The organism is Rhodanobacter sp. FW102-FHT14D06, assembly GCF_043950705.1.
GTDB lineage: Bacteria > Pseudomonadota > Gammaproteobacteria > Xanthomonadales > Rhodanobacteraceae > Rhodanobacter.
Map to the genome: position 1 here is coordinate 3,513,986 of NZ_CP170722.1, position 24,717 is coordinate 3,538,702.

Annotated in this window: 20 protein-coding genes, 1 tRNA gene and 1 other RNA gene; 7 read left to right on the top strand and 15 right to left on the bottom strand. The window is 67.6% G+C overall.

Annotated elements, in window-relative coordinates; translation table 11 throughout:
• Positions 1 to 248 precede the first annotated feature (248 nt).
• A complete protein-coding gene (locus ACFCQI_RS15855) occupies positions 249 to 1,247 on the top strand; it encodes an RluA family pseudouridine synthase (protein ID WP_395121382.1) in 999 nt (332 codons plus the stop codon).
• 200 nt (positions 1,248 to 1,447) lie between these two features.
• Here ACFCQI_RS15855 and ACFCQI_RS15860 read toward each other — a convergent pair whose 3' ends face one another.
• Positions 1,448 to 1,789 carry a 4a-hydroxytetrahydrobiopterin dehydratase gene (locus ACFCQI_RS15860; RefSeq protein ID WP_395118305.1) on the bottom strand — a complete coding sequence of 114 codons (342 nt, stop codon included), beginning with the start codon at positions 1,787 to 1,789 and terminating at the stop codon, positions 1,448 to 1,450.
• A 167-nt stretch (positions 1,790 to 1,956) separates the two neighbouring features.
• Here ACFCQI_RS15860 and ACFCQI_RS15865 point away from each other — a divergent pair, with 167 nt between their 5' ends.
• The gene (locus ACFCQI_RS15865; protein WP_395118307.1) at positions 1,957 to 2,565 is read left to right on the top strand and encodes an NfuA family Fe-S biogenesis protein; all 609 of its coding nucleotides are present in this window, start codon (positions 1,957 to 1,959) and stop codon (positions 2,563 to 2,565) included.
• A gap of 73 nt (positions 2,566 to 2,638) precedes the next feature.
• On the opposite strand, the gene ACFCQI_RS15870 is transcribed toward ACFCQI_RS15865, so the two are convergent.
• Both ACFCQI_RS15870 and ACFCQI_RS15875 read right to left on the bottom strand, forming a co-directional pair.
• Entirely contained in the window at positions 2,639 to 2,992 is a 354-nt protein-coding gene (locus ACFCQI_RS15870; RefSeq protein ID WP_395118309.1) for a c-type cytochrome, read from the bottom strand.
• Positions 2,993 to 3,010: 18 nt separating this feature from the next.
• Positions 3,011 to 3,334 carry a c-type cytochrome gene (locus ACFCQI_RS15875; RefSeq protein WP_395118311.1) on the bottom strand — a complete coding sequence of 108 codons (324 nt, stop codon included), beginning with the start codon at positions 3,332 to 3,334 and terminating at the stop codon, positions 3,011 to 3,013.
• A gap of 267 nt (positions 3,335 to 3,601) precedes the next feature.
• Here ACFCQI_RS15875 and ssrA point away from each other — a divergent pair.
• Both ssrA and ACFCQI_RS15885 read left to right on the top strand, forming a co-directional pair.
• Positions 3,602 to 3,956: a transfer-messenger RNA gene (gene ssrA, locus ACFCQI_RS15880) on the top strand.
• A 280-nt stretch (positions 3,957 to 4,236) separates the two neighbouring features.
• Positions 4,237 to 5,166, top strand: a complete 930-nt coding sequence (locus tag ACFCQI_RS15885; protein ID WP_395118313.1) for an alpha/beta hydrolase — start codon at positions 4,237 to 4,239, stop codon at positions 5,164 to 5,166.
• A gap of 15 nt (positions 5,167 to 5,181) precedes the next feature.
• Here the strand turns inward: ACFCQI_RS15885 and ACFCQI_RS15890 are convergent, their stop codons facing one another.
• The 4 genes from ACFCQI_RS15890 to ACFCQI_RS15905 form a co-directional block, all read right to left on the bottom strand.
• Positions 5,182 to 6,621 carry a hypothetical protein gene (locus ACFCQI_RS15890; RefSeq protein ID WP_395118315.1) on the bottom strand — a complete coding sequence of 480 codons (1,440 nt, stop codon included), beginning with the start codon at positions 6,619 to 6,621 and terminating at the stop codon, positions 5,182 to 5,184.
• Between the two features lie 155 nt (positions 6,622 to 6,776).
• Positions 6,777 to 9,572: a protein kinase gene (locus ACFCQI_RS15895; protein WP_395118317.1), complete on the bottom strand. Its 2,796-nt coding sequence runs from the start codon at positions 9,570 to 9,572 to the stop codon at positions 6,777 to 6,779.
• A gap of 70 nt (positions 9,573 to 9,642) precedes the next feature.
• Positions 9,643 to 10,173 (bottom strand): ECF-type sigma factor, encoded by a 531-nt coding sequence (locus ACFCQI_RS15900; protein ID WP_395118319.1) that lies wholly within the window; start codon positions 10,171 to 10,173, stop codon positions 9,643 to 9,645.
• Between the two features lie 118 nt (positions 10,174 to 10,291).
• Positions 10,292 to 10,367 (bottom strand) — tRNA-Ala (locus ACFCQI_RS15905).
• 187 nt (positions 10,368 to 10,554) lie between these two features.
• On the opposite strand from ACFCQI_RS15905, the gene hisS reads away from it, so the two are divergent.
• Genes hisS through ACFCQI_RS15920 form a run of 3 tightly spaced genes read left to right on the top strand, consistent with a single transcriptional unit; the run spans position 10,555 to position 14,319 of the window.
• Positions 10,555 to 11,934: a histidine--tRNA ligase gene (gene hisS / locus ACFCQI_RS15910; RefSeq protein WP_395118321.1), complete on the top strand. Its 1,380-nt coding sequence runs from the start codon at positions 10,555 to 10,557 to the stop codon at positions 11,932 to 11,934.
• A 43-nt stretch (positions 11,935 to 11,977) separates the two neighbouring features.
• Complete coding sequence (gene hutH, locus ACFCQI_RS15915) at positions 11,978 to 13,897, top strand: histidine ammonia-lyase (protein ID WP_395118323.1); 1,920 nt, start codon at positions 11,978 to 11,980, stop codon at positions 13,895 to 13,897.
• Between the two features lie 23 nt (positions 13,898 to 13,920).
• Positions 13,921 to 14,319, top strand: coding sequence for a DUF6165 family protein (locus tag ACFCQI_RS15920; protein WP_395118325.1), 399 nt, complete (start codon positions 13,921 to 13,923; stop codon positions 14,317 to 14,319).
• Between the two features lie 72 nt (positions 14,320 to 14,391).
• On the opposite strand, the gene pilH is transcribed toward ACFCQI_RS15920, so the two are convergent.
• The 8 genes from pilH to ACFCQI_RS15960 all read right to left on the bottom strand — a co-directional run bounded on the left by pilH (position 14,392) and on the right by ACFCQI_RS15960 (position 24,715).
• Positions 14,392 to 14,757 (bottom strand): twitching motility response regulator PilH, encoded by a 366-nt coding sequence (pilH, locus tag ACFCQI_RS15925; RefSeq protein WP_136258582.1) that lies wholly within the window; start codon positions 14,755 to 14,757, stop codon positions 14,392 to 14,394.
• A 69-nt stretch (positions 14,758 to 14,826) separates the two neighbouring features.
• Positions 14,827 to 15,825: a YhdH/YhfP family quinone oxidoreductase gene (locus tag ACFCQI_RS15930; protein WP_395118326.1), complete on the bottom strand. Its 999-nt coding sequence runs from the start codon at positions 15,823 to 15,825 to the stop codon at positions 14,827 to 14,829.
• Between the two features lie 17 nt (positions 15,826 to 15,842).
• The gene (locus ACFCQI_RS15935) at positions 15,843 to 16,439 is read right to left on the bottom strand and encodes a TIGR00730 family Rossman fold protein (protein WP_395118328.1); all 597 of its coding nucleotides are present in this window, start codon (positions 16,437 to 16,439) and stop codon (positions 15,843 to 15,845) included.
• A 149-nt stretch (positions 16,440 to 16,588) separates the two neighbouring features.
• Positions 16,589 to 18,013: a dihydrolipoyl dehydrogenase gene (gene lpdA / locus ACFCQI_RS15940; protein WP_395118330.1), complete on the bottom strand. Its 1,425-nt coding sequence runs from the start codon at positions 18,011 to 18,013 to the stop codon at positions 16,589 to 16,591.
• Positions 18,014 to 18,155: 142 nt separating this feature from the next.
• Positions 18,156 to 19,343 carry a 2-oxoglutarate dehydrogenase complex dihydrolipoyllysine-residue succinyltransferase gene (gene odhB / locus ACFCQI_RS15945; RefSeq protein ID WP_395118332.1) on the bottom strand — a complete coding sequence of 396 codons (1,188 nt, stop codon included), beginning with the start codon at positions 19,341 to 19,343 and terminating at the stop codon, positions 18,156 to 18,158.
• 81 nt (positions 19,344 to 19,424) lie between these two features.
• Positions 19,425 to 22,265, bottom strand: a complete 2,841-nt coding sequence (locus ACFCQI_RS15950) for a 2-oxoglutarate dehydrogenase E1 component (protein WP_395118334.1) — start codon at positions 22,263 to 22,265, stop codon at positions 19,425 to 19,427.
• A 303-nt stretch (positions 22,266 to 22,568) separates the two neighbouring features.
• Positions 22,569 to 23,522 carry a GNAT family N-acetyltransferase gene (locus ACFCQI_RS15955; protein ID WP_395118336.1) on the bottom strand — a complete coding sequence of 318 codons (954 nt, stop codon included), beginning with the start codon at positions 23,520 to 23,522 and terminating at the stop codon, positions 22,569 to 22,571.
• Positions 23,519 to 24,715 (bottom strand): JmjC domain-containing protein, encoded by a 1,197-nt coding sequence (locus ACFCQI_RS15960; RefSeq protein ID WP_395118338.1) that lies wholly within the window; start codon positions 24,713 to 24,715, stop codon positions 23,519 to 23,521. Before ACFCQI_RS15960 ends, ACFCQI_RS15955 begins: the two co-directional genes overlap by 4 nt.
• Between the last annotated feature and the right edge of the window lie 2 nt (positions 24,716 to 24,717).

Below are 24,717 nucleotides of genomic sequence, written 5' to 3' on the forward strand. Positions count from 1 at the left end.
GCAAAAAAACGGCACCGTTGCCGGTGTCGGGGATGATTCGGTCAGCTGCGCCTGCTGTCGCAATGCCGTATGGCAACGGACAAACACCAGCCCAAACCGTTACGATGAAAGGGAGCCGCGACCGGCTACCCCAAGGGCAACCGGCGCAATCCTCGCCGACGTCACGGGCGGGCACTCCACCCGATCCAGGCAACAGACGGATGGAAACCAGCGCCCGGCGAGTATCCTATCTAAGCAGGTTTTTTTCAATGCAGACGGCAACTTCCCGGGACGCACCTCACGGTGTACGTCAAGTCGAGATCGGCCCGGAGCGCGACGGGCAGCGCATCGACAACGCCCTGGTGACCCTGCTCAAGGGCGTACCCAAGAGCATGATTTACCGACTGTTGCGCACCGGACAGGTGCGCGTGAACGGGAAACGGGCCAAACCCGATACGCGTCTCGCTGACGGTGATACGCTGCGTATCCCGCCGGTGCGGATGGCCGACAAGGTCGAGGGTCGGGGGCCGGCCGAGGGGCAGGTGGCCGAGGTCGCCGAGGCCGTCATCTTCGAGGACAAGCATTTCCTGGTCATCGACAAGCCGGCCGGCGTGGCCAGCCACGGCGGCAGCGGGATCAGCCATGGGGCGATCGAGCTGCTGCGCGCGGCGCGTCCGCAGGAACACCTGGAGCTGGTGCACCGGCTCGACCGCGATACCAGCGGCGTGCTGGTGTTAGCTCGTACCCGGGCGGGATTGACCGGGCTGCAGGCGGCGATCCGGGCCGGCGAGGTTACCAAGCAGTACCTGTGTTTGATGCTGGGACACCCGGCCAAGGCCAGGTTCGACGTCAATGCGCCGCTGCTGAAGTCGATCATGCAGGGTGGCGAGCGCATGGTGCGGGTGGCCGAGAGCGGCAAGCCGTCGTTGACTTTCTTCCGCGAAATGGAGCAGTACCCCAGCGCGCGCCTGATGCAGGCCACCCTGGGAACCGGCCGCACCCACCAGATTCGCGTGCATGCGGCGCACATCGGCCATCCGCTGGCTGGCGACCCCAAGTACGGCGATCGCGAGATGAACAAGCGCTACCGCGAGATGGGTCTGCACCGAATGTTCCTGCATGCGGCCCACCTGAGCTTCGACCTCGACGGGCGTTCCTACAGTTTCTCGGCGCCGCTGCCGGCGGACCTGAAGGATTTCCTCGACACGCTGGCCGTCAAGGGCAAGCGGCTGGTCTACACCCGCGAGAAGTCGCGTACCGACTTCTGATCAGCACTTGTGAAGACAACCACTTCCTGTGGTTTTCTTCTATCGCGAGCCCGGTACATGCCCGGACTCGCTCACGCGAATCAGACACTGGCGGGCCTGCTCCGCGTCCGGCGATCGGCCGACCGCTCCATGCGTTGCCTCAACTCGGGCATCCATGCCCTCGCCCTGGCCGGACTTCGAGGTTGAAAAGTCACAACCTTTCAGCGCGCCAGCAGGGCATCGACCCGCGCGGCGCAGATGAAGTCGTTCATCGACAGCCCGCCCACGTCGTGGGTCGACCACAACAGCTGGCAATGGCCGTAGCCTGCTTCGATGTCCGGGTGGTGATCCTCGTGGTTGGCCATGAAGCCCACGGCATTGATGAAGCCCAGGGTGCGGTGGAAATCCTCGAACTTGAAATCCTTGACGATGGCCTTGCCGTCCTCGCGCAGTTGCCAGCCCGGCAATGCGCGCAGGAGCTTGGCGGCTTCCTCGGCAGCGAGCGCGTGCTGCTTGCCCTTGCGCGGTTGGCAGTGCTGGTTCGACAGTTCGGTGGCGTTCATCGCAAGGCTCCATGCAGGTTTGAAGTGAGAAGGGAAGGGTCGAAGCTGGCACGCGAAAAGTCAAAGCGCATGGCGACGCCAGCCATTGGACTCGAAACTGGACTAAAATGGTGCTGATTCACCGGTGAGGGCTTGCCGCCCTCGGTCCATGAACAGCGGAGCCAGGCATGATCGACATTTCCCCGCGGGCGCAGCAGCACTTCCTGCGCCTGCTTGACCAGCAAGGCATCGAGGGGCTGGGCATTCGCCTGCGGGTCACGGCGCCGGGCACGCCGGCGGCCAACTGCGAGCTGGAGTTCTGCGAGCCTGCCGATCTGGCAGGTGGCGAATGGACGATCGAGTGCGCCGGTTTCGAGTTCCATGTCGATGGCGACAGCGCCAGCTGGCTGGACCAGGCCAGCATCGACTTCGAGCCCAACGCCACCGGCGGCCAACTCAACATCCGCGCGCCGAAGATCAAGGGGCACGTGCCCGGCGTGGATGCCGGCGTGATCGAGCGCGTGCGCTACGTGATCGAGGCGGAGATCAATCCGCGGCTGGCGTCGCATGGCGGGCGGGTGACCTTGCTGGAAGTCGATGCCGATGGCGCGGTGGTGCTGCAGTTCGGCGGCGGCTGCCATGGCTGCGGCATGGTCGATGTCACCTTGAAGCAAGGTGTGGAAAAGACCTTGCGCGAGCAGGTCCCCGAAGTCACCGCGGTGCGCGACGCCACCGATCACTCCGGCGGCGAGAAACCGTACTACAGCCGGCACGAGGGCAAGTCGGCGATGGCCTGAATCCGGGCCCGCCTATCCCGCAGTCAACAAAAAGGCCCGCATGGCGGGCCTCTTGTTGCCACGTCGGCGAGCTTCAGTTGTCGCCGCCGATATGACCTTTCAGCGTGTCCAGCTTGCCGGGCAGGCTGGAGAAGTAGGCCGAGATGTCTTCGATGTCCTGGTCGGACAGCGTGGCCACCATGCCCTTCATGATCGGATTGTCGCGCTGGCCGCTCTTGTACTCGTGCAGGACCTGCTGCAGATAAAGGTTGTACTGGCCGGCCAGCCGCGGGTATTGCGGATCGACCGAGTTGCCGTCCGTGCCGTGGCAGGCGAAACAGGTGGCGGCCTTCGTCTTGCCGTTGGCGGCATTGCCGTTGGCGAGCGCTGCGGTGGAAGCGAATGCCAGCACGGCGCCGAAGGAGATCAGGGTAAGCACACGGTTCATGCGGAAGATCCTTGGCGATTACTTGGCGAGGCTGGAAAGATAGGCGGCGATGTCCTGGATGTCCGTGTCGGACAGGCTCTGCGCCTGCGCATCCATGGTCGGATGCTTGCGGTCGCCACTCTGGTAGCCATGCAGCGCGTTGACGATGTATTGCTCGTTCTGGCCGGCGATCTTCGGCACCGGGTATTGCGGATAGGCATTGGTGTAGCCGGGCACGCCATGGCAGCCGGCGCAGGTATACACCAGCTTGCGACCGGCGGCCTTGTCGCCTTCGGCATGGGCGCTGGTTGCAGCGAAAAGAGCCGTGGCCGCAACGAGGCCAAGCATGTGCAATCGAGTCATCGAGTTCATTCCCACTGGTACGGCGACTTGGGTGATGCAACCGCGCAAGTATAGACGTTGCCCTCGCGCCTGAACAACACTCCGCCGAATCGGACCTGCCATGGGAGCGAGGTTCGCGCTTCGAAATGGCCCACGGCAAGGCGCTTGCCGATGCGTCCCCGTCAAGACCGCGCGGCCGGACATGAACGGATCGCGCGAACGGCGCCAGCCTCGATTGCGGTTGCCGGCGACGGACCCATATACTTCGCGCGAGTCACCATTTTCCCCGGGGGTGTTCTGGCTTCGACGGGGGCAGTGAGATGGCTTGGTGCATGCCGAGGGGGCAGCTTTCCTCGTTAATCCAGCAGCAAACTCATAGTTGCCAACGACGACAACTACGCTCTCGCCGCTTAAGGCGTAAGCCCCGAACCCACTTGTGCTCATGCTCGTCGGTGTAGGGTCATTATCATGAGATCGCTGAAGACTGTCGCCTGGCGGTCGTAGGCAAGATCAATCAGGCTGGTTTCGCGGTGCGCTTTGCCCGCCGTGCTTGTCGCGAAACGAGATCGAACGGTGAGCTAAGCATGTAGATCCGGGCATTGAACGCCTTCGGACGCGGGTTCGACTCCCGCCACCTCCACCAATGCAAACCCATCAGGCGAGTGATTCGCCTGATGGGTTTTTTGTATGCGGGCACTGGTCCTTGGCCCGCCCGCATCGGATGCCGATTGCAGCGACGGCCCCGTCTGCCCGGGAACGGGACTGAAGGGCCGTGCCGCGTGCGGCGAGTCAACCCGGGTGCTCGCGATCCGTTGAAGGCGGGCGACGTGCGCCGGCGTGGCGCGCGAGAGTTTTGGCTTCGTGGCTTCCGGGAGAGGATGATGGGTCGCAACTTTCGTTTGGCGTTCCAATCGTTCGCATGGATGAGCCTGGCGCTGTTGCCGTTGGTGGCGACGGCGCAATCCGGTGCGTTGCGCGAGCGGCTGTTGCAGCGGCATGGTGCAACGGCGCAGCACGAATCGCGCGGGCCGGTGAACTTGCCGCCGGGCGCACGGTTGGTGCAGGACGTGGCCTACGGCAGCGATCCGCGCCAGCGTTTCGATGTGTATCTGCCGGCGCATGCCAGCGCAGCACCGGTGATCTTCATGGTGCACGGTGGCGGTTGGCGGCGTGGCGACAAGGCGGCGCGTGGCGTGGCCCAGAACAAGGTCGATCGCTGGTTGCCGCGCGGCTTCGTGGTCATTTCGGCGAACTACCGGTTGCTGCCGGATGCAACGCCGCTGCAGCAGGCGCAGGATGTGGCCCGCGCGCTGGCACTGGCGCAACGCAAGGCACAGAGCTGGGGAGCCGATCCTCGCGCGTTCATCCTGATGGGGCATTCGGCCGGCGCGCATCTGGTGGCCCTGCTGAGTGCCGAACCGGCGCTGGCGCGCGAGCAGGGCGCGCAGCCCTGGCTGGGCACGGTCTCGCTGGACAGCGCCGCGCTGGATGTCGTGCAGATCATGCAGGGCCGGCACCCGCGCCTGTACGACGATGCCTTCGGTTCGCAGCCCGCCGATTGGCTGGCGGCATCGCCGTACCAGCAGATGCGTGGCCGCATGGCGCCGTTTCTGGCGGTGTGCTCCAGCGAGCGGCGGGAGTCCTGCCCGCGTGCGCACGATTTCGTGCGCAAGGCGAAGTCTTTCGATGGAGAGGCTCGCGTGCTGGAGGAAGGCCTCTCGCATGGGCAGATCAATGCCGAGCTCGGCTTGCCTACGGATTACACCGATGCCGTCGAACGCTTCATGCGCGGCCTCAGTCCCGCCGTCGAACAACGACTTGGCTCGGCGCAGCCCGCGACGTCGAGCCGCTGAGTTGCCGGCCGGCTCTCACAACGCCGAAAGGAATGCCACCAGATCGCTTTTCTGCCCGGCGCTCATGCCGATGTTGAAGCGGCTGTCGTAGAAATCGACCACGTCCATCAACGTCGCCGCCGAACCGTTGTGGAAGTAGGGCGCGCGGGCGGCCAGGCCGCGCAGGATCGGTCCCTTGAACTTGCCGATGTCGGCCCACTTGCCGGTCAGCATGGCCAGGCCCGGGTCGGTGGTGCGCACCACTTCGCCGGTGCTGTAGCGGGTCAGCGTGTACAGCGGCAGATCCGGCGTGCGCCGGCTGGCGTCGGCAATGCCGATATTTACCGGCAATGCCACCGAGTGGTTGCCGATGTTCGGCGCGTTGTGGCAACTGCTGCAGCTGCCGTGGATGACCGGCACGCCGGTGACGTCGTTGAGGCCGGCCACGCCGCTGATGTCGATCGGCATGTGGTTGAACAACTGCTCGCCGCGGGCGATCGCGGCGCGTGCGCGATCGCGCGGGTCGCGGCTCAGTGACGCGCGCGGATCGTTCCAGCTGTCGAACAGGCGCATGGCGCGCGGGTCGAACGGTTCGCCGGTGGGATCGTTGTCGAAAGTGTCGTTGATGCCGACCCAGAAGCGCTGTTGGCCCAGGATGCTGGCCCCGCCCATGCCGCCGTCGTCGTTGAGGCGCCCGGCCTGCCGGTCGATCGACTGCGCGGTGAACAGGTGCGATTCGAACTCGACGATCCGGTCGATGACGGCGGCATCCGGCACGCTGCCCGCCTGCTCGTGGCCGAGGATGGCATCGCGCGCCTGCGAGGCCAGGCTGGCGTCGATGTCGCCGATGTCGATGCCGGCATCCATCGGCGGCTTGAACGGGGCAAAGGTCTCGCGTCCGTCCCACATCACTGCGGTGTCCCAGATGAGATTGGTGGCTGGCAGCGGGCGGCGGAACAGCGACAACTCGCGCGCGCTGGCGTAGCCGTAGGGATCGTCCACGGCAGTGAGTCTGAACTCGGCGTGCGCCGGCATCGGCATGCCGATGCGCAGCACGCCGCGCTTGAGCAGCATGGCGTAGGCGATGCGCCGCGCGTAGACGCTGGAAACGTCCGCCAGCGGCGAAACTGCGCCGTCGACCAGGGCGAAGATCGGGTCGGTGCCGTTGCTCTGCCGGAAGCGTTCACGCACCTCGGCGGCGGAGATCGTCCAGCCCTCCGCCTGGCGATGGCAGGAGTCGCACGAGCGCCCGTTGCTGCCGAGGCTGGCGAAGAACGGGTTGTCGATGTCGATGCGGCCGCTGGGCGTGCTGGTCTGCAGCCAGCCGGACGGGTCGGCGGTGACGGCGTTGTCTGCTGATGCCGGCACCGGGCGGCCGTCCTGGGCCGACGCCATGCCGGCAAACGCGAGCAGCAAGAGTGCAGCCACGGCAGCCAGCTGCCGCGCGGCCGCATGGATCGCGTGATGATGAAACATGGTGGTCGACCTCCCTGGTAGCTCGTGCGCACGCGCGCCCCTTGCGCGGGTGGACACTGCGCAGAACACCGACGCGGCGGCAATTGCGACATGCGCCAGACCAGGCGCGTGAACCATGTGGACAGCGGGTTGCCGAGGAGGTGACGGGTTTCCCGTCAGTTCGGCAAGGCGACGCAGGTGGCGATGGGTTGACGCAGCATCGCCTGCGGGCCGGCGAGCCCGGGATGGGCGGCAAGCCGGTTCGCTTCGATGATCGTGCTGGCCGCTCGTGCCCTGGCCGATGCCGCGGCGCAATCGCCCGTGCGCGCCGTTGCAATGGCCAGCCACAGCTGCGCGGCAAGCTGGCGTGGATGGGCCGGTGGCAATTCGCGGGCGGCGTTGGCGATCGCGGTGGCCAGCTCGGTCCTGGCCAGCTCCGGTTCGCCGCGCAGCAGTTCGACCCGGGCGCGCAGCGTATGCACCCACAGCAGCTGCGGGTCGTGGCGCGAAGCGGCGGCAGCCACGTCGCGATCGACGCTGGCCTGGAGATCGTCGGGACACCCCGCGCCGGGAGCCTCGGTGCAGGCGAGCAGCAAGCGCGCCTCGGCGATCAGCGGAGGCATCGGCCAGGAACGCGTGCGCAGGCCGACGATCGCCGCCGGCAGCAGTGTGCGTGCCTGTTCGGGATGGCCCTCCAGCAGGTCGATGCCGGCCAGTTCGCTGTCGATGCGGCCGACCCGCATGCGATTGGCCGGGCTGTCGCCGTAGCGTTGGCGCGCGGCGGCAAACAATTCGCGCGCACCGGCCAGATCGCCGGCTTCCTCCAGGCCGAACGCGGTGGCTTCGAGCGAATCGCCATGCAGCGCACTGGTTTCTCCGAAACCGTCCGCCGACCATGCTTGCGCCTGGCGGCAACGCGCCTGCGCAGCGGCACGATCGGCGCGCAACCCTTCCAGCACGCACGCCTTCTGCGCCGCGTACACCTGGGTGAGTTGCGGCTGGCCGCCATGGCGCGTGTACAGCGCCAGCGCTTGCGTGAAATGCCGGTGCGCCTGCGCCCAGTCGCCGGCGCGATATTCGGACGAGGCCAGGCCGGCCAGCGCCAGCGTGGACTCGTTGCTGGACGGGCCGAAATGCGCGAGTTCGAACTGCAGGGTCTTGCGCCACATCGGGATCGCCTCGTCGTAGCGCGCCAGGCCTTCCAGCGCGGAGGCGACGTCGTTGTAGCCGATGCCGACGCGGGCGTCGTCCGGTCCCCAGGTGGCGATCCGCTCCGACAGCGCTTCGCGGGAGAGTTGCAGCGCGGCGTCGGCATGCCCTTCGCTGTTCTCGACCGCGGCCAGCGGGCCGAGCAGGCGGATCAGGTCCTCGCCATGGATGCCTTGCGCGCGCATGCGCCGGCGGGCCAGGCGCAGGTCGGCGCCGCCGGCCGCGAAATCCTCCGTGCGCACCTCGGCGTAACCGCGTGCGGTGAGCGCGCGGATCGCCTCGATGTCGGTGGGCGCCAGCGCTCGCGCGGACAGGGCAACGGCCCGGTCTGCGAGCCTGCGCGACTGCGCGGGTTCGCCGAGGTTCTCGTACAGGCGCGAGAACATCGCCAGCAGGTCCACGCGACCGGCGTCGTCCAGTTGCGGCGAGTGGTCGAGCTTTGCCACGCCGCGCGCCAGCAGCTCGCCGAGGCTGGGCTGTTTCGCGGGGGCAACGCCGTACTGGATCGGTGCGAACAGGTCCTCGACGAAGTCGCGCATCATGGTCGCGCGGATGGCTTGCTGGCGCGCAACGTACGCCTGCCACAGCGCGGTGGAGAGCGAGACGAGCACGGCGAGCACGAGCACCGTCATGATCGCCACGCCGCCGCGATGGCGGTCGATGAACTTGCCGGCCCGATACCAGGGCGAGGGCGGATGCGCCAGCACCGGCAGGTGATCGAGGTGGCGTTCGATGTCGTCCGCGAGCGTGCCGGCCGAGGCATAGCGGCGCTCTGCGTCGGTGGCGGTGGCCATCCGCACGATGTTGTCGAGGTCGCCACGCAACTGGCGCCGCCATGCTCGCGCGGTGCGCGAGTTGCTCCTGCGCGAGACGGCGTCCGAACGCGTGGACGGCGGGCCGGTCTCGCCGGCAGTCCGTCGCCGGCCCGACAGCAGTTCGTCGAGCAGGACGCCGAGCGCATAGACATCCGTGGCCGTGGTCACTGGCTCGCGGGAGAACTGCTCCGGCGCGGCATAGGCCGGCGTGAGCGCGCGGTGCTGGGTGCGGGTGGCGTCATCGGTGCGGTCGTCGAGCAGCTTGGCGATGCCGAAGTCGAGCAGCTTCACCTCGCCGTCGGTGGTGACCAGCACGTTGGAAGGCTTCAGGTCGCGATGCACGATCAGCGCGCGATGTGCTGCGGCCACCGCGCGGCACACCTTCAGGAACAGCAGCAGACGCGGGCGCAGTGGCAGGCGGCGATCGCGCGCGTAGTCGGTGATCGGCACGCCATCGACCAGTTCCAGCACGATATAGGCCAGCCCCTGTTCGGTGATGCCGCCCTCGATCAGCCGCGCGATGCCCGGATGGCGCAGCCGCGCCAGCGCCTCGCGCTCGCGCCGGAACTGGTCGCGCGCAGCCGGCGTGTAAAGGCCACGCGCCAGCAGCTTGAGGGCGACCTCCTGGCGCACGCCGGCTTCCTGGCGCGCGGCGCGGAATACGGTGGAGGAGCCGCCTTCACCCAGCACCTCGATCAGTTCGAACGCGTTGATCCGGCTGCCCGGCGGCATCGCCGCGGCGACACCGGCCTCGCCGATCACGCGCGCCGCGTCGACGGCGTCGCCGGGCAGCCAGTCGTCGTCGGCGGTGTCGGCGCTGAGCATGCGTTCGATCTCTTCACGCTGTTGCGGGTCGAGGCAGTGCGCGGCCAGCCAGTCCATGCGCGCGGCGCCGCTCAACTGCAGCGCCGTTTCGAACAACTCGCGCAATGTCGGTGTGGAGTCCACGTGGAGCGCCCTTGCCGAATGACCTGCCTGCGTTTAACCCCGCTGCGCGCCCGATTGCGACGTGACCGGCTCAGTCCATGTGCGCCTTGAGGAAGGCCCGGGCGAAGCGCCAGTCGCGGTCGATCGTGCGCCGCGCCAGGCCGAGGGTGTCGGCGATCTGCTGCAGGCCCAGCCCGGCGAAATAGTGCAGCTCCACCACTCGGGCGGCGCGCGCATCGGTCTGTTCCAGCGCGTTCAGCGCGGCATCCAGCGTCAGCGCCTGGGCGGCCGTATCCAGCGCGAGCCGGACATCGTCCTCGTCCAAGGTGACCTTCATCCATTGACCGCCGGCGCGCAGGCGCAGCCGGTCGCGGGCGCGGTTGGTCAGCAGGTGGCGCATGGCGCGCGCGGCGTAACTGAAGAACTGCGCCGGGTGTTCGAAGTGCAGTGCCTCGTTCTGGCCGATGCGCAGGTACAGCTCGTGCACCAGCTCGGTGGTGTCCAGCGTGGCGCCCTGGCGTCGATTCAGTTGCCGGGCGGCCATCGCCTTGAGGCGCGCGTAGACTTCGGCGAACAGGGCGTCCGTCGAACCTTCGGCAAAGGATGATCCGGTCCCCGTCATGCTCTTGCGTGCACCGCCCCGACGCGGAGCTGGTCGGGGCCGATGGTACGCCTGTGCGGGCCGGACAGGAAAAAGGCCGGCGCCCTCGGTTGCGGACGATCCGGCCTCTTGCATGACGTGGTGGAGCGGATGGGGATCGAACCCACGACCTTCGCATTGCGAACGCGACGCTCTCCCAGCTGAGCTACCGCCCCACGTGAGCGGCGCATCTTAGCAGCGTGCGAGGCGGTTCGCCAAGTGTTGGTTGCGGCGGGAAGGTGGCCCCGGCTGCGTCGTTACCGCCGCGTGCCCGCGGGGGAAATCGCCTCGTTCTGCTAATCTTGACGGCTGCCGTCGCTGTCGCTCGCACGGCGACCCGTCCCATCGTCAGCAGAGGATTCCATGGCGCTTACCCCGGCCCGCACCATGCCCGGCGTGCTCGAGCTGTTGCCGCTCGACCAGATCGCGTTCCAGCGCATGCTCGACGTGATCCGTCGCAATTACGAGCGTTTCGGCTTTCTCGCCATCGAGACGCCGGTGATCGAATACTCCGACGTGCTGCTGACCAAGAGCGGCGGGGAGACCGAGCGGCAGGTGTACTTCGTGCAGTCCACCGGCGCGCTGGGCAAGGCCGATGAGGGCATGCCCGAACTGGCGCTGCGCTTCGACCTCACCGTGCCGCTGGCGCGCTACGTGGCCGAGCACGAGCGCGACCTCAGCTTCCCGTTCCGCCGCTACCAGATGCAGAAGGTGTACCGCGGCGAACGCGCGCAGCGCGGGCGCTTCCGCGAGTTCTACCAGTGCGACATCGACGTGATCGGCAAGGACTCATTGTCGGTGCGCTACGACGCCGAGATCCCGGCGGTGATCTACAGCGTGTTCCGCGAACTGGCGATCGGCCCGTTCACCATCCAGCTCAACAACCGCAAGCTGATGCGCGGCTACTTCGAGAGCCTGGGCATCGTCGACGGCGAGCAGCAGATGCTGGTGCTGCGCGAGGTGGACAAGCTGGACAAGCGCGGCGCCGACTACGTGCGCGACACGCTGACCGGCGAAGCGTTCGGCTTGAGCACCGAGGTTGCCACCAGCATCCTCGCCTTCGTACAGGTGCGCTCGACCTCGCTGCAGGACGCGTTAGACAAGCTCGATGCGCTGGGCGCCGGCCCGGAAGCGATGGAGCAGGGCCGCAACGAGCTGAAGGAAGTGCTCGGTCTGATCCACGCGTTCGGCGTGCCGGAAACACATTACGCGCTGAACCTGTCGATCGCCCGCGGCCTCGACTACTACACCGGCACCGTCTACGAGACCACGCTGAACGACCACCCGCAGATCGGCTCGATCTGCTCCGGCGGCCGCTACGAGAACCTGGCCGGCCAGTACACCAAGTCGCACCTGCCCGGCGTCGGCATCTCGATCGGTCTGACCCGGCTCTACTGGCAGCTGCGCGACGCCGGCCTGATCGACACGGCGAAGAGCACCGTCGAGGTGCTGGTGACCCAGATGGACGAGGCGCAGCTGCCGGCCTATCTCGCGCTGGCCGGCGAGCTGCGCGGCGCCGGCATCGCCACCGAGGTGGTGCTGGAAGGCGGCAAGCTGGGCAAGCAGTTCAAGTACGCCGACCGCGCCGGCATCCGCTTCGTGGTGGTGCTGGGCGAGGACGAGCTCGCCCGCGGCGTGGTGACGGTGAAGGACCTGCGCCGCGAGGACCAGTTCGAGGTGGCGCGCGGCGAACTGGTCAAGACGCTGCGGGTGGAGCTGGAGCAGGCTGCGGCAATGGGGTGAGGGCGCTATTGCCTTTGACGCCGTCATTCCCGTGTTGGCGGGAATGACGGCAACAACGTGGAGCATTACTGCAGTGGGTGAAACGATTCTTCTCGATGGCAGCAGCCTGACGCGCACGCAACTGGTGGCGGTGGCGCGGCAGGGCGCATCGGTGGCGCTGGATCAGGCGCAGCTCAAGCGCGTGCAGCGCGCCGCCGATTTCCTGGCCGACAAGGTCAATTGCGGCGAGCCGACCTACGGCGTGACCACCGGCTTCGGCAGCAACGCCGACAAGCTGCTGGGCGCGCATCGCGTGCGCGACGAGCTGCCGGGGCATCAGTCCGCCGAAGGCACGCTGATGGAGGAGTTGCAGCACAACCTGATCATCACGCACGCCGTCTGCGTCGGCAAACCGTTTGCGGCGGAGGTGGTGCGCGCGATGCTGGTGATCCGCATCAACACCTTGATGCGCGGCCACTCGGGCATCCGCGTGAGCACGCTGGAAGCGCTCGCCGCGATGCTCAATGCCGGCGTGGTGCCGGTGGTGCCGGAGAAGGGCTCGGTCGGCGCCAGCGGCGACCTGGCACCGCTGTCGCATCTGGCGATCGTGCTGCTCGGCGGCGGCGAGGCATTCTACGAAGGCGAGCGCATGCCGGGCGCGCAGGCGCTGGAGCGTGCCGGCCTCAAGCCGATCCGGTTGTCGTTCAAGGAAGGGCTGGCGCTCAACAACGGCACCGCGCAGATGCTCGCCACCGGCGCGCTGGCGCTGGACGTGCTGGGCGATCTGCTGGACGTCGCCGATCTCGCCGCGGCGATGACACTGGACGCCTTCGCCGGCCGCAGTGGCGCCTTGCGACCGGAGGTGCATGCGCTGCGTCCTCATCCCGGGCAAGTCGAGACTGCGGCGCACGTGCGCGAATTGCTGGACGGTTCCACCTTGCTGGACATTCCGTATCACCTGGTGCCGCGCTTCAAGCCGTGGAGCGCCGATGCCTGGAGCGAGCCGGACGACCAGGCGCTGAGTTTCGACATCGGCTGGGACTGGGTGCCTGCCAACCAGCGCCACGGCCGCGAGGCGTTCTACCAGCGCTTCCTGCCGTTCAAGGGCGGCAAGAAGCACCAGCCGCAGGATGCCTACAGCCTGCGCTGCATGCCGCAAGTGCACGGTGCGGTACGCGATGCCTGGGCACAGGCTTGCCGCGTGTTCGACATCGAGCTCAACTCGGTCACCGACAACCCGCTGATCTTCCCGGACAACGCGGACGCGCAGTTCATCGAGGAGCAGGTGATCTCTGCCGGCCACTTCCACGGCATGCCGCTGGCGCTGGCGATGAGTTACGTGAAGGCGGCGATCCCGGTGCTGGCGTCGATTTCCGAGCGCCGTCTCAACAAGCTGGTCGACCCGGCCAACAACGACGGCCTGCCGGCCTTCCTCACCGGAAACGAGGACGGCACCGACTCCGGCTTCATGATCGTGCAGTACACCGCCGCGGCCCTGGTCAACGACCTCGCCACGCGCGCGCATCCGGCCAGTGTGTATTCGGTGCCGACCAGCGCGAACGCCGAGGATCACGTTTCGATGGGGGCGAACGAAGCCCGCCACGTGCTGGACATGGTGGAGGATCTGAGCCACGCGCTGGCGCTGGAGCTGTACACCGCGGCGCAGGCGCTCGACTACCGCCAGGAAATGCTCAACGCCGCGCGCCGGCTGGCCCGCCGCGGCGGCTGGCAGGCATTGGCGGCCAAGGTGGCCAATGCGCCGCGCGAGGGCCAGCCGCACTACGAGCAGTTCGTCGCCGAGGTGCAGCAGCTCGCCGATGCCCTGACCGGCGCCGGCGATTTCCACGCGGGCGCACGGGTGCGTCAGGCACACGCGATCCTGCGTCAGCGCATTGCCTTCATGCATCGCGATCGCGCGCTGGACGGCGACGTGGCCGCGGCCTGCGCGCTGGTGCAGCAGGGCGCCTTCCGCGCCACGGTTTGAAACACACTTCCACGGAGCCGAGCATGAGCCTGATCCAGACCCCCGTTTCCCACGGCGAACTGATCGACAAGATCACCATCCTCGAAATCAAGTCGCGACGGATGACCGACGACGCCAAGCTGGCCAACGTGCGCAACGAGCTGGACCTGCTCAACGCGATCTGGGCCAACGACGCGGCGTCGCGGATCGACATCGGCGAGGAGCGCGCCAGTCTGCTCGCGGTGAACGAGCTGCTGTGGGATATCGAGGACAAGATCCGGTTGAAGGAACGCGCGCAGGAGTTCGACCGGGACTTCATCGAGCTGGCCCGCTCGGTGTATTTCCGCAACGACGAGCGCGCCGCGTTCAAACGCGCGATCAACCTCAAGCTCGGTTCGCAGCTGGTCGAGGAAAAGTCGTACCAGGATTACCGCGCCGGCTGACCGACCTCCGGCCGGCCGCTTCACGAAAAACAGCGCCCGCGGGCGCCGTTTTTCGTGCAAATGGGAGACGGGTCAGTGGGGCAGGAATTCGTCCAGCGCCTTGACCAGTTCCTCTTCCTTGATGGGCTTGGTCACGTAGGCCTTGGCGCCCTGGCGCATGCCCCACACCTTGTCGGTTTCCTGGTCCTTGGTGGTGACCAGGATGATCGGGATGTGCGCGGTGTCGGCGTTCTTGCTGATCGTGCGGGTGGCCTGGAAGCCGTTGAGGTTGGGCATGACCACGTCCATCAGGATCAGGTCGGGCAGCTCCGCCTTGGCCACCTCGACGCCGGCGGCGCCGTCTTCGGCCGACAGCGTCTCATGCCCGAGTTTCTCGACGATCCGCTTGATGCCCAGCAACTGGGAGGGGGAGTCGTCGACGATCAGGATGCGTGCCATGGGTTGGGGGTTCCCTGCGGGTTTCGATGATTCTAAGGCGTGACGATGGTACTTCCAAGCACGTCGCTGTCAAACCGGATGGTCGATGTGCACGAGCGTGCGCCCGAAGGAATCACCGGCAAGCATGCGCTCGAACGCCTGCGGCAACTCTTCCAGTGCGATGTCGCGCGTGCCGATGCGCTCCAGGTGCCGCGGCTTCCACTCACTGGCCAGGCGCCGCCAGATGTCGTCGCGAATGTCCCGCGCGGTGCCGGCCGAAGCCACGCCCAACAGGCTCACGCCGCGGATGATGAAGGGCATCACCGTGCTGTCGAACGCGATGCCGCCGGCGTTGCCGCAGATTGCCACGTTGCCGTAGGGCGCGATGAGCGGCAGCAGGCCGGCGAGCATGCGGCCGCCGACGTTGTCCAGCGCGCCGCCGAAGCGGGCCGAGTCCATCGGCTTGCCGCTGAAGGCGAGCTGGTGGCGGTCGATGCAGTCCGTGGCGCCGAGGCTGCGCAGGAAGTCGAAGTGGTCCGGCTTGCCGCTGATCGCGTGCACTTCGTAACCGGCGCGGCTGAAGATGTCGATTGCCAGCATGCCGACGCCACCGCTGGCGCCGGTTACCGCGATCGGGCCGAGCGCCGGTGTTTGCCGGTTGTCCTGCATGCGCAGCAGGGCCAGTGCGGCGGTGAAGCCGGCGGTGCCGAGGATCATGCTCTCGCGCAGGCTCAAGGACGCCGGCAGCGGGATCGTCCAGCGCGCGTCGAGACGTGCGTACTCGCCATAGCCACCGTCGCGCGTCTCGGACAGGCCGCTGCCGGTGCACAGCACCGCGTCGCCTTCCCTGAACGCCGGATCGGTCGAGGCGACCACGTGGCCGGCCACGTCGATGCCGCCGTTGAGCGGATAGGTGCGCAGGATGCGGCCCTTGCCGGTGCCGGCCAGCGCGTCCTTGTAGTTGACCGAGGAATACGCGACCTTGACCAGCACCTCGCCGGGCGACAGCGCACCGGTGTCCATGGTCTCGATGCCGGCGCGGTAGCCGGCGTCGTCGTTGTGGATGCGGAACGCGCGGAAACGGGTCATTTCGACCTCCTGCGGAATCAGGCGTCAACGCTGCGGGAGGAAATCCACTTGGGCGTGTAGCTGCCTTCGTAGTCCCGCATCCAGTCGAACAATGCGGCGATGTCGTCGCCGAACCAGATGCTGTCGCGCTGCGCCGCCTTCACGAAGGATTCGTCGACCATGTGCTCCATCAGCGTGCGCAGGTCGCGGTAGTAGCCGCGCACGTCGAGGAAGGCGCAGGGGTAGCGGTGCAGGCCGAGCTGGGCCCAGGTCAGCATCTCGAACATCTCGTCCATCGTGCCGAAGCCGCCGGGCAGGGCGACGAAGGCGTCGGACAGCTCGTACATGCGCGTCTTGCGCTGGTGCATGGTCTCGACCACCACCAGTTCGCTCAGGCCCGGATGGGCCACTTCGAGCTCCACCAGTTGCCGAGGAATCACCCCGATGACCTTGCCGCCGCCGGCGAGCACCGCGTCGGCCACCACGCCCATCAGGCCGACCTTGCCGCCGCCGTAGACCAGCGCGATGCCGCGTCGGGCCATTTCCGTACCGAAGGCGCGTGCCTGCTCGGCGTACTCGGGATGCCTGCCGCTGCTGGAGCCGCAGTAGACGCAGATGGCGGTGGGTTGGGCCATGGGCTTACCTGGGTGGAGAGTGGAGAGGAGTGAGAAAAGAGTGTGCGCTTGCATGCTCTCTCTCGTTTCTCACTCCTCTCCACTCATTTCTGAAAAGGAGCGACCCGCCCATGTCGCCACGAGCGGGCCGCGTTGGCTCTGCGCGGGCTTCAGTTGCCCTTGTGGATGGCGCGTTTGTCGACCGACAAGGCGGCTTCGTGCACGGCCTCGGACAGGGTCGGATGGGCGTGGACGATGCGGGCGAGGTCCTCGGAGGACCCCTTGAACTCCATCGCCACCACGCATTCGGCGATCAGCTCGGAGACGCCTGGACCCACCATGTGCACGCCCAGGATGCGGTCGGTTTCGGCGTGCGCGATCATCTTCACCTGACCGACCGCCTCGTTCATCGCGACGGCACGGCCGATCGCGGCGAACGGGAAAGTGCCGACCTTGTACGGCACGCCCTCGTCCTTGAGCTGCTTCTCGGTCTTGCCGGCCCAGGCGATCTCCGGCTCGGTGTAGATCACCCACGGGATCGTGTCGTAGCTGACGTGGCCGGCCTTGCCGGCGATCCACTCGGCGACCGCCATGCCTTCCTCGAAACCCTTGTGCGCGAGCATCGGGCCGCGCACCGCGTCGCCGACCGCCCACACGCCGTCCACGCCGGTGTGGCAATGCTCGTCGACCACGATGCGGCCGCGCTCGTCCAGCTTCACGCCGGTGTCGTCGGCCAGCAGGCCGGCGGTATAGGCGCGGCGGCCCACTGCGACCAGCAGCTTGTCGACGACGAGCTTCTGCTCGCCGTCCTTGTCGGTGTAGACCAAGTGCACGCCGTCCTTCTTCACATCAGCCTTGTTGAGCTTGGCGTTGAGCTTGATGTCCAGGCCCTGTTTGGCGAATTCCCTGGCGGCGACCTTGGCGACGTCCGCGTCGGCGACGGCGAGGAATTCCGGCAGCGCCTCGATCACGGTGACTTCCGCGCCCAGGCGGCGCCACACGCTGCCCAGCTCCAGTCCGATCACGCCGGCGCCGATCACGCCCAGGCGCTTCGGCACGGCATCGAGTTCCAGCGCGCCGGCGTTGTCGATGATGTTCTTGCCGTCGAACTTCGCGAACGGCAACTCGATCGGCACCGAACCGGAAGCCAGGATCACGTTGGTGGCAGCGATGGTCTGCCTGGCGCCGTCGTTGCCGGTGACCTCGACCTGGTTGCCCTTCAGCAGCTTGCCGGTGCCGAAGAAGCTGGTGATCTTGTTGGCCTTGAACAGTTGCGCCACGCCGCCGGTGAACTGCTTGACGATCTTTTCCTTGCGGCCGATGAAGGTCTTGAGGTCGACCTTGGCATTCTCGACGGTGATTCCGTGCACGGGAAGATTGTGCGCGAGGTTGTAGAACTGCTTGGAGGAGTCGAGCAGCGCCTTCGACGGGATACAGCCCACGTTGAGGCAGGTGCCGCCGAGTGCCTGCTTGCCATCCTTGCCGACAAAGGCATCGACCACGGCGGTCTTCAGGCCCAGCTGCGCGGCGCGGATCGCGGCGTGGTAACCGGCCGGGCCCGCACCGATGACGATGACATCGAATTTGTCGCTCATGATTTTCCTCTTTGCTCTTTCCTTCTCCCGCCGGGAGAAGGTGGCGCGAAGCGCCGGATGAGGGTGCGGGCGGAGCGAGGCGTTGCGGTATCACCGAACCCTCGCCCCAACCCCTCTCCCGGCGGGAGAGGGGCTCAAGCGATCACAGACCCAACAGCATCCGCTGCGGATTCTCCAGCTGGTTCTTGATGTCGACCAGGAACAGCACCGCGTCCTTGCCGTCGATGATGCGGTGGTCGTAGCTGAGCGCGATGTACATCATCGGCGCGGCGATGATCTGGCCGTTCTCTACGATCGGGCGCTCCTTGATCGTGTGCATGCCGAGGATCGCGCTCTGCGGCGGGTTCACGATCGGCGTCGACAGCAGCGAGCCGAAGGTGCCGCCGTTGGTGATGGTGAAGGTGCCGCCCTGCAGGTCGTCCAGCGACAGCTTGTTCGCGCGCGCCTTGGTGGCGTAGTCGGCGATGCCCTTCTCGACGTCGGCGAAGCTCATGTCCTGCACGTCGCGCAGCACCGGCGTGACCAGGCCCTTGTCGGTGGACACGGCGATCGAGATGTCCTGGTAGCCGTGGTAGATCACGTCGTTGCCGTCGACCGACGCGTTGACGAACGGATAGCGCTTCAGCGCCTCGGCCGCCGCCTTGACGAAGAAGCTCATGAAGCCGAGCTTGATGCCGTGTTCCTTCTGGAACGCGTCGCCGAGGGCTTTGCGCATCTTCACCACTTCGGCCAGGTTCACCTCGTTGAACGAGGTCAGCATGGCGATCGAGTTCTTCGACTGCATCAGGCGCTCGGCGATGCGCGCGCGCATGCGGGTCATCGGCACGCGCTCTTCCGGGCGGACGCCCGGGGTCGGCTTCGCGGCCGGCGCGGCGGCGGGAGCTGCGGCAGGGCGCGAACCGGCGTTGACCACGTCTTCCTTGATGATGCGACCGTCGCGGCCGGTGCCGGCGATGGCGGAGGTGTCGACCTTGCTCTCGGTGGCCACGCGCTGCGCGGCGGGCGAAAGCTCGGCGGCGGCCTTCGACGCGGCGGGCGCCGCGGCCGCGGGCGCCGGAGCGGCGGCGGCCGGAGCCGGCGCAGCCGCCGTGGCGCCTTCCTCGATGATCGCGATGACCTGCTCGCTGTTCACCGTGTCGCCGACCTCGTGCCTGATCTCCTTCAACACGCCGTCAACCGGCGCGGGCACTTCCAGCACCACCTTGTCGGTTTCCAGATCCACCAGGTTCTCGTCGCGCTTCACCGCGTCACCGGCCTTCTTGTGCCAGCTGGCGATGGTGGCGTCGGAGACGGACTCGGGCAGCACGGGGACTTTCAGTTCGATGGACATAAGAGGCTCTTGGGTTTGTGCGACTGTCGATGGACACAAGGAGCAGGGGCGGCCAATCGCGACCGCCCCGTTCGAAACGGATTACTCGGCGGCGTGGTCGGTACCGACCGGCTCGACCAGGGCCTGTTCGACCAGCGCCGCCTGTTCGGCGACGTGCGTGTTGTGGTGGCCGGCGGCCGGCGCCGGCGAGCGCGCGCGACCGGCGTACGACAGGCTGTGCTTGCTGCCCGTGCAGGCTTGCAGGTGATGGCGGATCTGGAACCAGGCGCCCTGGTTCATCGGCTCCTCCTGGCACCAGATCACTTCCTTCGCCGACGGATACTTGTCCAGCTCGGCGCTGACCTCCACGCGGGGGAACGGATACAACTGCTCGACGCGCACGATCGCCACGTCGGTCAGGGCGCGCTTCTCGGCTTCCTCCAGCAGGTCGTAGTAGACCTTGCCCGAGCACAGCACCACGCGCTTGACCTTCTTCGCGGTCAGCTTGCGATGCTCGCCGATCACCAGCTGGAAGCTGCCGTTGGCCAGCTCGTCCAGGCTCGACACCGCCAGCTTGTGGCGCAGCAGCGATTTGGGCGTCATCACGATCAGCGGCTTGCGCGCGGCGCGCAGCATCTGCCGGCGGATCATGTGGAAATCCTGCGCCGGCGTGGTCGGCACGCAGACCTGCATGTTGTCCATCGCGCACAGCTGCAGGAAACGCTCCAGCCGGGCGGAGGAGTGCTCCGGCCCCTGGCCTTCGTAGCCGTGCGGCAGCAGCAGCACCAGGCCGCACAACCGGTTCCACTTCGATTCGCCCGAGCTGATGAACTGGTCGATCACCACCTGCGCGCCGTTGGCGAAGTCGCCGAACTGGGCCTCCCAGATGTTGAGGGTGTCCGGGTCGGTGGTGGAGTGGCCGTACTCGAACGCCATCACCGCCTCCTCGCTGAGCAGCGAGTCGATCACCTCGACGTCGGCGCCCGCGCGCACGGTGGCCAGCGGCATGTAGGTATGGCCGTCCTTCTGGTCGTGCAGCACGGCGTGGCGGTGGAAGAAGGTGCCGCGGCCGGAATCCTGGCCGACCAGGCGCATGTCGAAACCGCCGTCGACCAGGGTCGCGTAGGCCAGGTTCTCGGCGAAGCCCCAGTCGGCGGGCTGTTCGCCGGCGGCCATCTTGCGGCGGTCTTCGTAGATCTTGGCCACGCGGCCCTGCAGGGTGAGGTCGGCGGGCAGGGTGAGGATATTGCTGGCCAGTTCCTGCAGCTTGCGCATGGGCACCGTGGTGTCGGTGGGCAGCGACAGCTTGCCGCCGATGAAGCGCGCCCAGTCGACGTGGCCGTCGCGGACGGGGCTGGGGTCCAGGTCGGTCATCGGTGCGCCGGCTTCCAGGCGCTCGCGGTAGGCGTCGAACTGCTTCGCCGCCTCGCCCTCGGCCAGCACGCCGGCCTTCACCAGTTGCTGCTGGTAAAGGTCGCGCGCGGTCGGACGCTTGCGGATGATCTGGTACATCACCGGCTGCGTGGCGGCCGGCTCGTCGGCCTCGTTGTGGCCGTGGCGGCGGTAGCAGACCAGGTCGATCACCGCGTCGCGGCGGAACCGCTTGCGGAAGTCGTAGGCCAGCCGGGTCACCAGGATCACCGCTTCCGGGTCGTCGCCGTTCACGTGCAGCACCGGCGCGTTGACCATCTTGGCCAGGTCGGTGCAGTACATGGTGGAACGCGCGTCCTCCGGATTGGAGGTGGTGAAGCCGACCTGGTTGTTGACCACGATGTGCAGGCTGCCGCCGATCTTGAAGCCGCGTGCCTGCGACATGTTGAACAGTTCCATGTTCACGCCCTGGCCGGCAAACGCGGCGTCGCCGTGGATCAGCACGGCCATCGACTGCGTGTGCGCGGTATCGCGGCGGCGGGTCTGGCGCGCGTGCACCGAGCCGGTCACCACCGGGTTGACGATTTCCAGATGCGAGGGGTTGAACGCCAGCGCCACGTGCACGCCGCCCTTGGGCGTCTTGACGTCGGCGGAGAAGCCCATGTGGTACTTCACGTCGCCGGAGTGGGCCGGGTCGTCGGGATGGTCGAAACGGCCCTCGAACTCGTCGAACAGGGTCTTCGGCGGCTTGCCCAGGATGTTGACCAGCACGTTGAGGCGGCCGCGGTGGGCCATGCCGATCACCAGCTCCTTGATGCCGTTGTCGCCGGCCGCGCGCACCACGTCGTCGAGCATCGGGATCAGGCTGTCGCCGCCTTCCAGCGAGAAGCGCTTCTGGCCGACGTACTTGGTGTGCAGGTAGCGCTCCAAGCCCTCGGCGGCGGTGAGGCCGTCCAGCACGCGCTGCTTGCCGGCCTTGTCCAGGCCGCTCTGGCCGGCGGATTGTTCGAGCCGGCTGTAGATCCAGTTGCGCTGCTCGTGGTTGCTGATGTGCATGAACTCCGCGCCGATCGAGCTGGCGTAGGTCTTCTTCAGCCGGTCGAGCAGGTCGCGCAGTTTCAGCCGCTGGCCGCCGCCAGCGTAGTTGCCGGTGTCGAATTCGGTATCCAGGTCGGCGTCGGACAAGCCGTGGAAGGCCAGGCCGAGATCGGGGGCCGGCATCTTGTCGGCCAGGCCCAGCGGGTCGAGGTCGGCGGCAAGGTGGCCGCGAGAGCGGTAGGCGGTGAGCAGGCGCAGCACGCCGGCCTGCTTGCGTGCGTACTCGTCGCTCATCGGTACGGCGGCGGCGCCGTTGCGGCCCTGCTTCTGCGCCGCCTCGATCCGCGCAATGGCGGCGCCATGCGGGACATCGCCCGATTCGCGACCCTTGAACGTCTCGAAATAACCTGCCCATTCGGCGGGAACGGCCGTGGGGTCGGCCAGCCATGCGTCGTACAGCGATTCCACGTAATCGGCGTTGCCGCCAGCGAGTTGGGAGGATTCGTAGAACTCGCGGATCAGGTTTGTACTCACGTCACCACCGGCAGAAAAAGAGGCTTGCAGCCATCCATGTGAGCTGAACGTCGCGGCTTGCGACCGGTTTTCAAGTCCGACCGGTGGCTCGTGCGGATGACTGGTATCAATCTGCACGATTATACCCTTCGCCCGCCACGGCACGGCAACCCGTGAAATGGTCGCAGACGGCCTGCGGCGCGGCTCCGCGGCCACGATGCACGGCCGCAAACGCGCAAGGGGTGTGGCCTGGTCGCGTTGTGCATCGTCGCGGACGCGGATGGCCACGAGCCAGCTGCGGTTCAGTCCGCGCGGCCGTCTCGCTCAGATATCCAGCCGCTGCAGCGCCGTGGCGCGCTCGGAGCGCTCCCACACCTCGTCGAATTGCTGTTGCAGCGGCGCGGCGCCGGCGCGGTCGTCGCGCGCCGCGCGTCCAGGTGGACGCTCCGCCGCGGGCAGGAACAGGTAACCGCCGACGTCGTTGAGCAGGCAGGCCGAAGGCCAGGCCAGGTCGACGTCGTCCACCGGCACGCGGATCTGGAACGCGCTGGACAGGCGCTGGGCCAGGCCGATCAGTGGATGGTCGGCCTGCAGCGCGGCCTGCGGCTCGTGCAGCAGCACGCGGATCAGCGCACTGCGGCCGGAGGTGGCGATGCGTCGCAACTCGGCCAGTTGTTCCGCATCGGCGAAGGTGTCGGCAGTGAGCGCGGGCAGGCGCACGGCCAGCTGATGACGCGCATCACGCAGCAGTTGCAGCCGCGCCTGCACGCATTCCGCCGCCGTGCCGGTCGCCAGCCGTCCGGGATCGCGACCAAGCGGATGCTCGACCGTCGCGTCCCGCTCGAACACCAGCCGCATGGCGCGGTGTGCCAGCCCCGCGTCCTCGAATTCGTCCCCATATGCCACGAAACCGGCGCGGGTGTAGAAGCCGATCGCGCTGACCTGGGCGTCCAGTGCCACCTCGGGCCAGCCCCGCGCGCGCGCCAGGCCCAGCAGCTCGCGCAGCAGCGCCGCGCCCACGCCCTGGCCGCGCCAGTCCGGCAATACCGCCATGCGACCGATCTTGTGTTGCGGCGTGAGCCGGCCGCAGCCGATCGGGTGGCCGGTATCGTTGCGGGCCAGCACGTGCCAGCAGTCGACGTCCAGCCCGTCGCGCTCGCGCTGCTCGCTCACGCCCTGTTCGTGGATGAACACCGTGGCGCGCAGGTCGAGCAGGGCGGCGCGCTGGTCCTCGCGTGACCAGTCGGCGATCTCGACGTGGAAGTGCTGCAGCTTCATCGGCGGCGGCGCGCCGGGCGCAGCAGCAGGTGGCCGTCGTTGACCAGGGCGAGCAGGAGTTCGCGGTCGGCGGCGACAGGCGTGCGGTCGAAGGCCAGTTCGCGTTCGGCACACAGCCGTTGCGCCAGTTCCACCGAGGCGCCATAGGCCTGGCCACACACGTACAGCACGCCACCGGTCTTGCCGCCCGCCCAGGCCATGCGCGCCCAGGGGTGGCGCAGCAGTCGGGCACCGGCGGCGAGGCGCGCGGCGAACCGCTCCTCGCTCAGTGGATGCTCCGGCGCCACCGGCACCTGAGCGTTGCGGTAGCGGGTGATGAAGCGGCCGAACCAGTCACGCAGCAGGTCCTCGCGCAGGGCGGCGGCAAACGGCAGGGCCGCCTTGAGCCGCTCCAGCGCGGCGCGGTCGATCTCGCCGGCATGCCGGGCCGGGGCCAGGTCGGGGTCGGCGTAGCGCAGTTCGTCCGGCAACTGCTCGGCGATGTAGTCGGCCAGGTCGCCGGTCAGTTCGGCCTGCGAGGGCGCGCGCATGCCGACGGAGAACGTCATGCACGGGCCGCCGAAGGCGACGCCGTCGTGCGGCACGCCCGGCGGCAGGTAGAGCATGTCGCCCGGGTCGAGCAGCCATTCGTGGGTCGGCTCGAACTGCACCAGTTGCTTGAGCTCGATGTCGGGCCGGAACGCCTTCGGTGCCAGCGGATCGTCGCTGATCGCCCAGTGGCGCTGGCCCAGGCCCTGCAGCAGGAACACGTCGTACTGATCGATATGCGCGCCGACGCCGCCGCCGGGTTCGGCGTAGGACACCATCACGTCGTCCATGCGCCAGCTCGGCAGGAACCGGAAGTGTTGCAGCAGGCCGGCCACGTCGGCGTCCCACTTGTCCACGTCCTGCACCAGCAAGGTCCAGTTGCGTGGTGGCGTGGCGGCGAAATCGGCCTCCTCCAGCGGGCTCGACTTGACCCGCCAGCGGTCGCGCACCTCGTCGTGCACGATCAGCCGCGCCAGCGCGGTGGGTTCGCAGGCCAGGCCGGCGAGATCGTCCGGTTGCAGCGGCGGGCGGAAGCCGGGGAAGGCATTGCGGATCAGCAGCGGGCGCTTCTGCCAGTAGTCGCGCAGGAAACGGGCCGGGCTCATGCCCAGCGGGCGCGTGGCGCTGCCGCGCACTTCAATCGGAAAAGTCGGGGTGGCGTTCATCC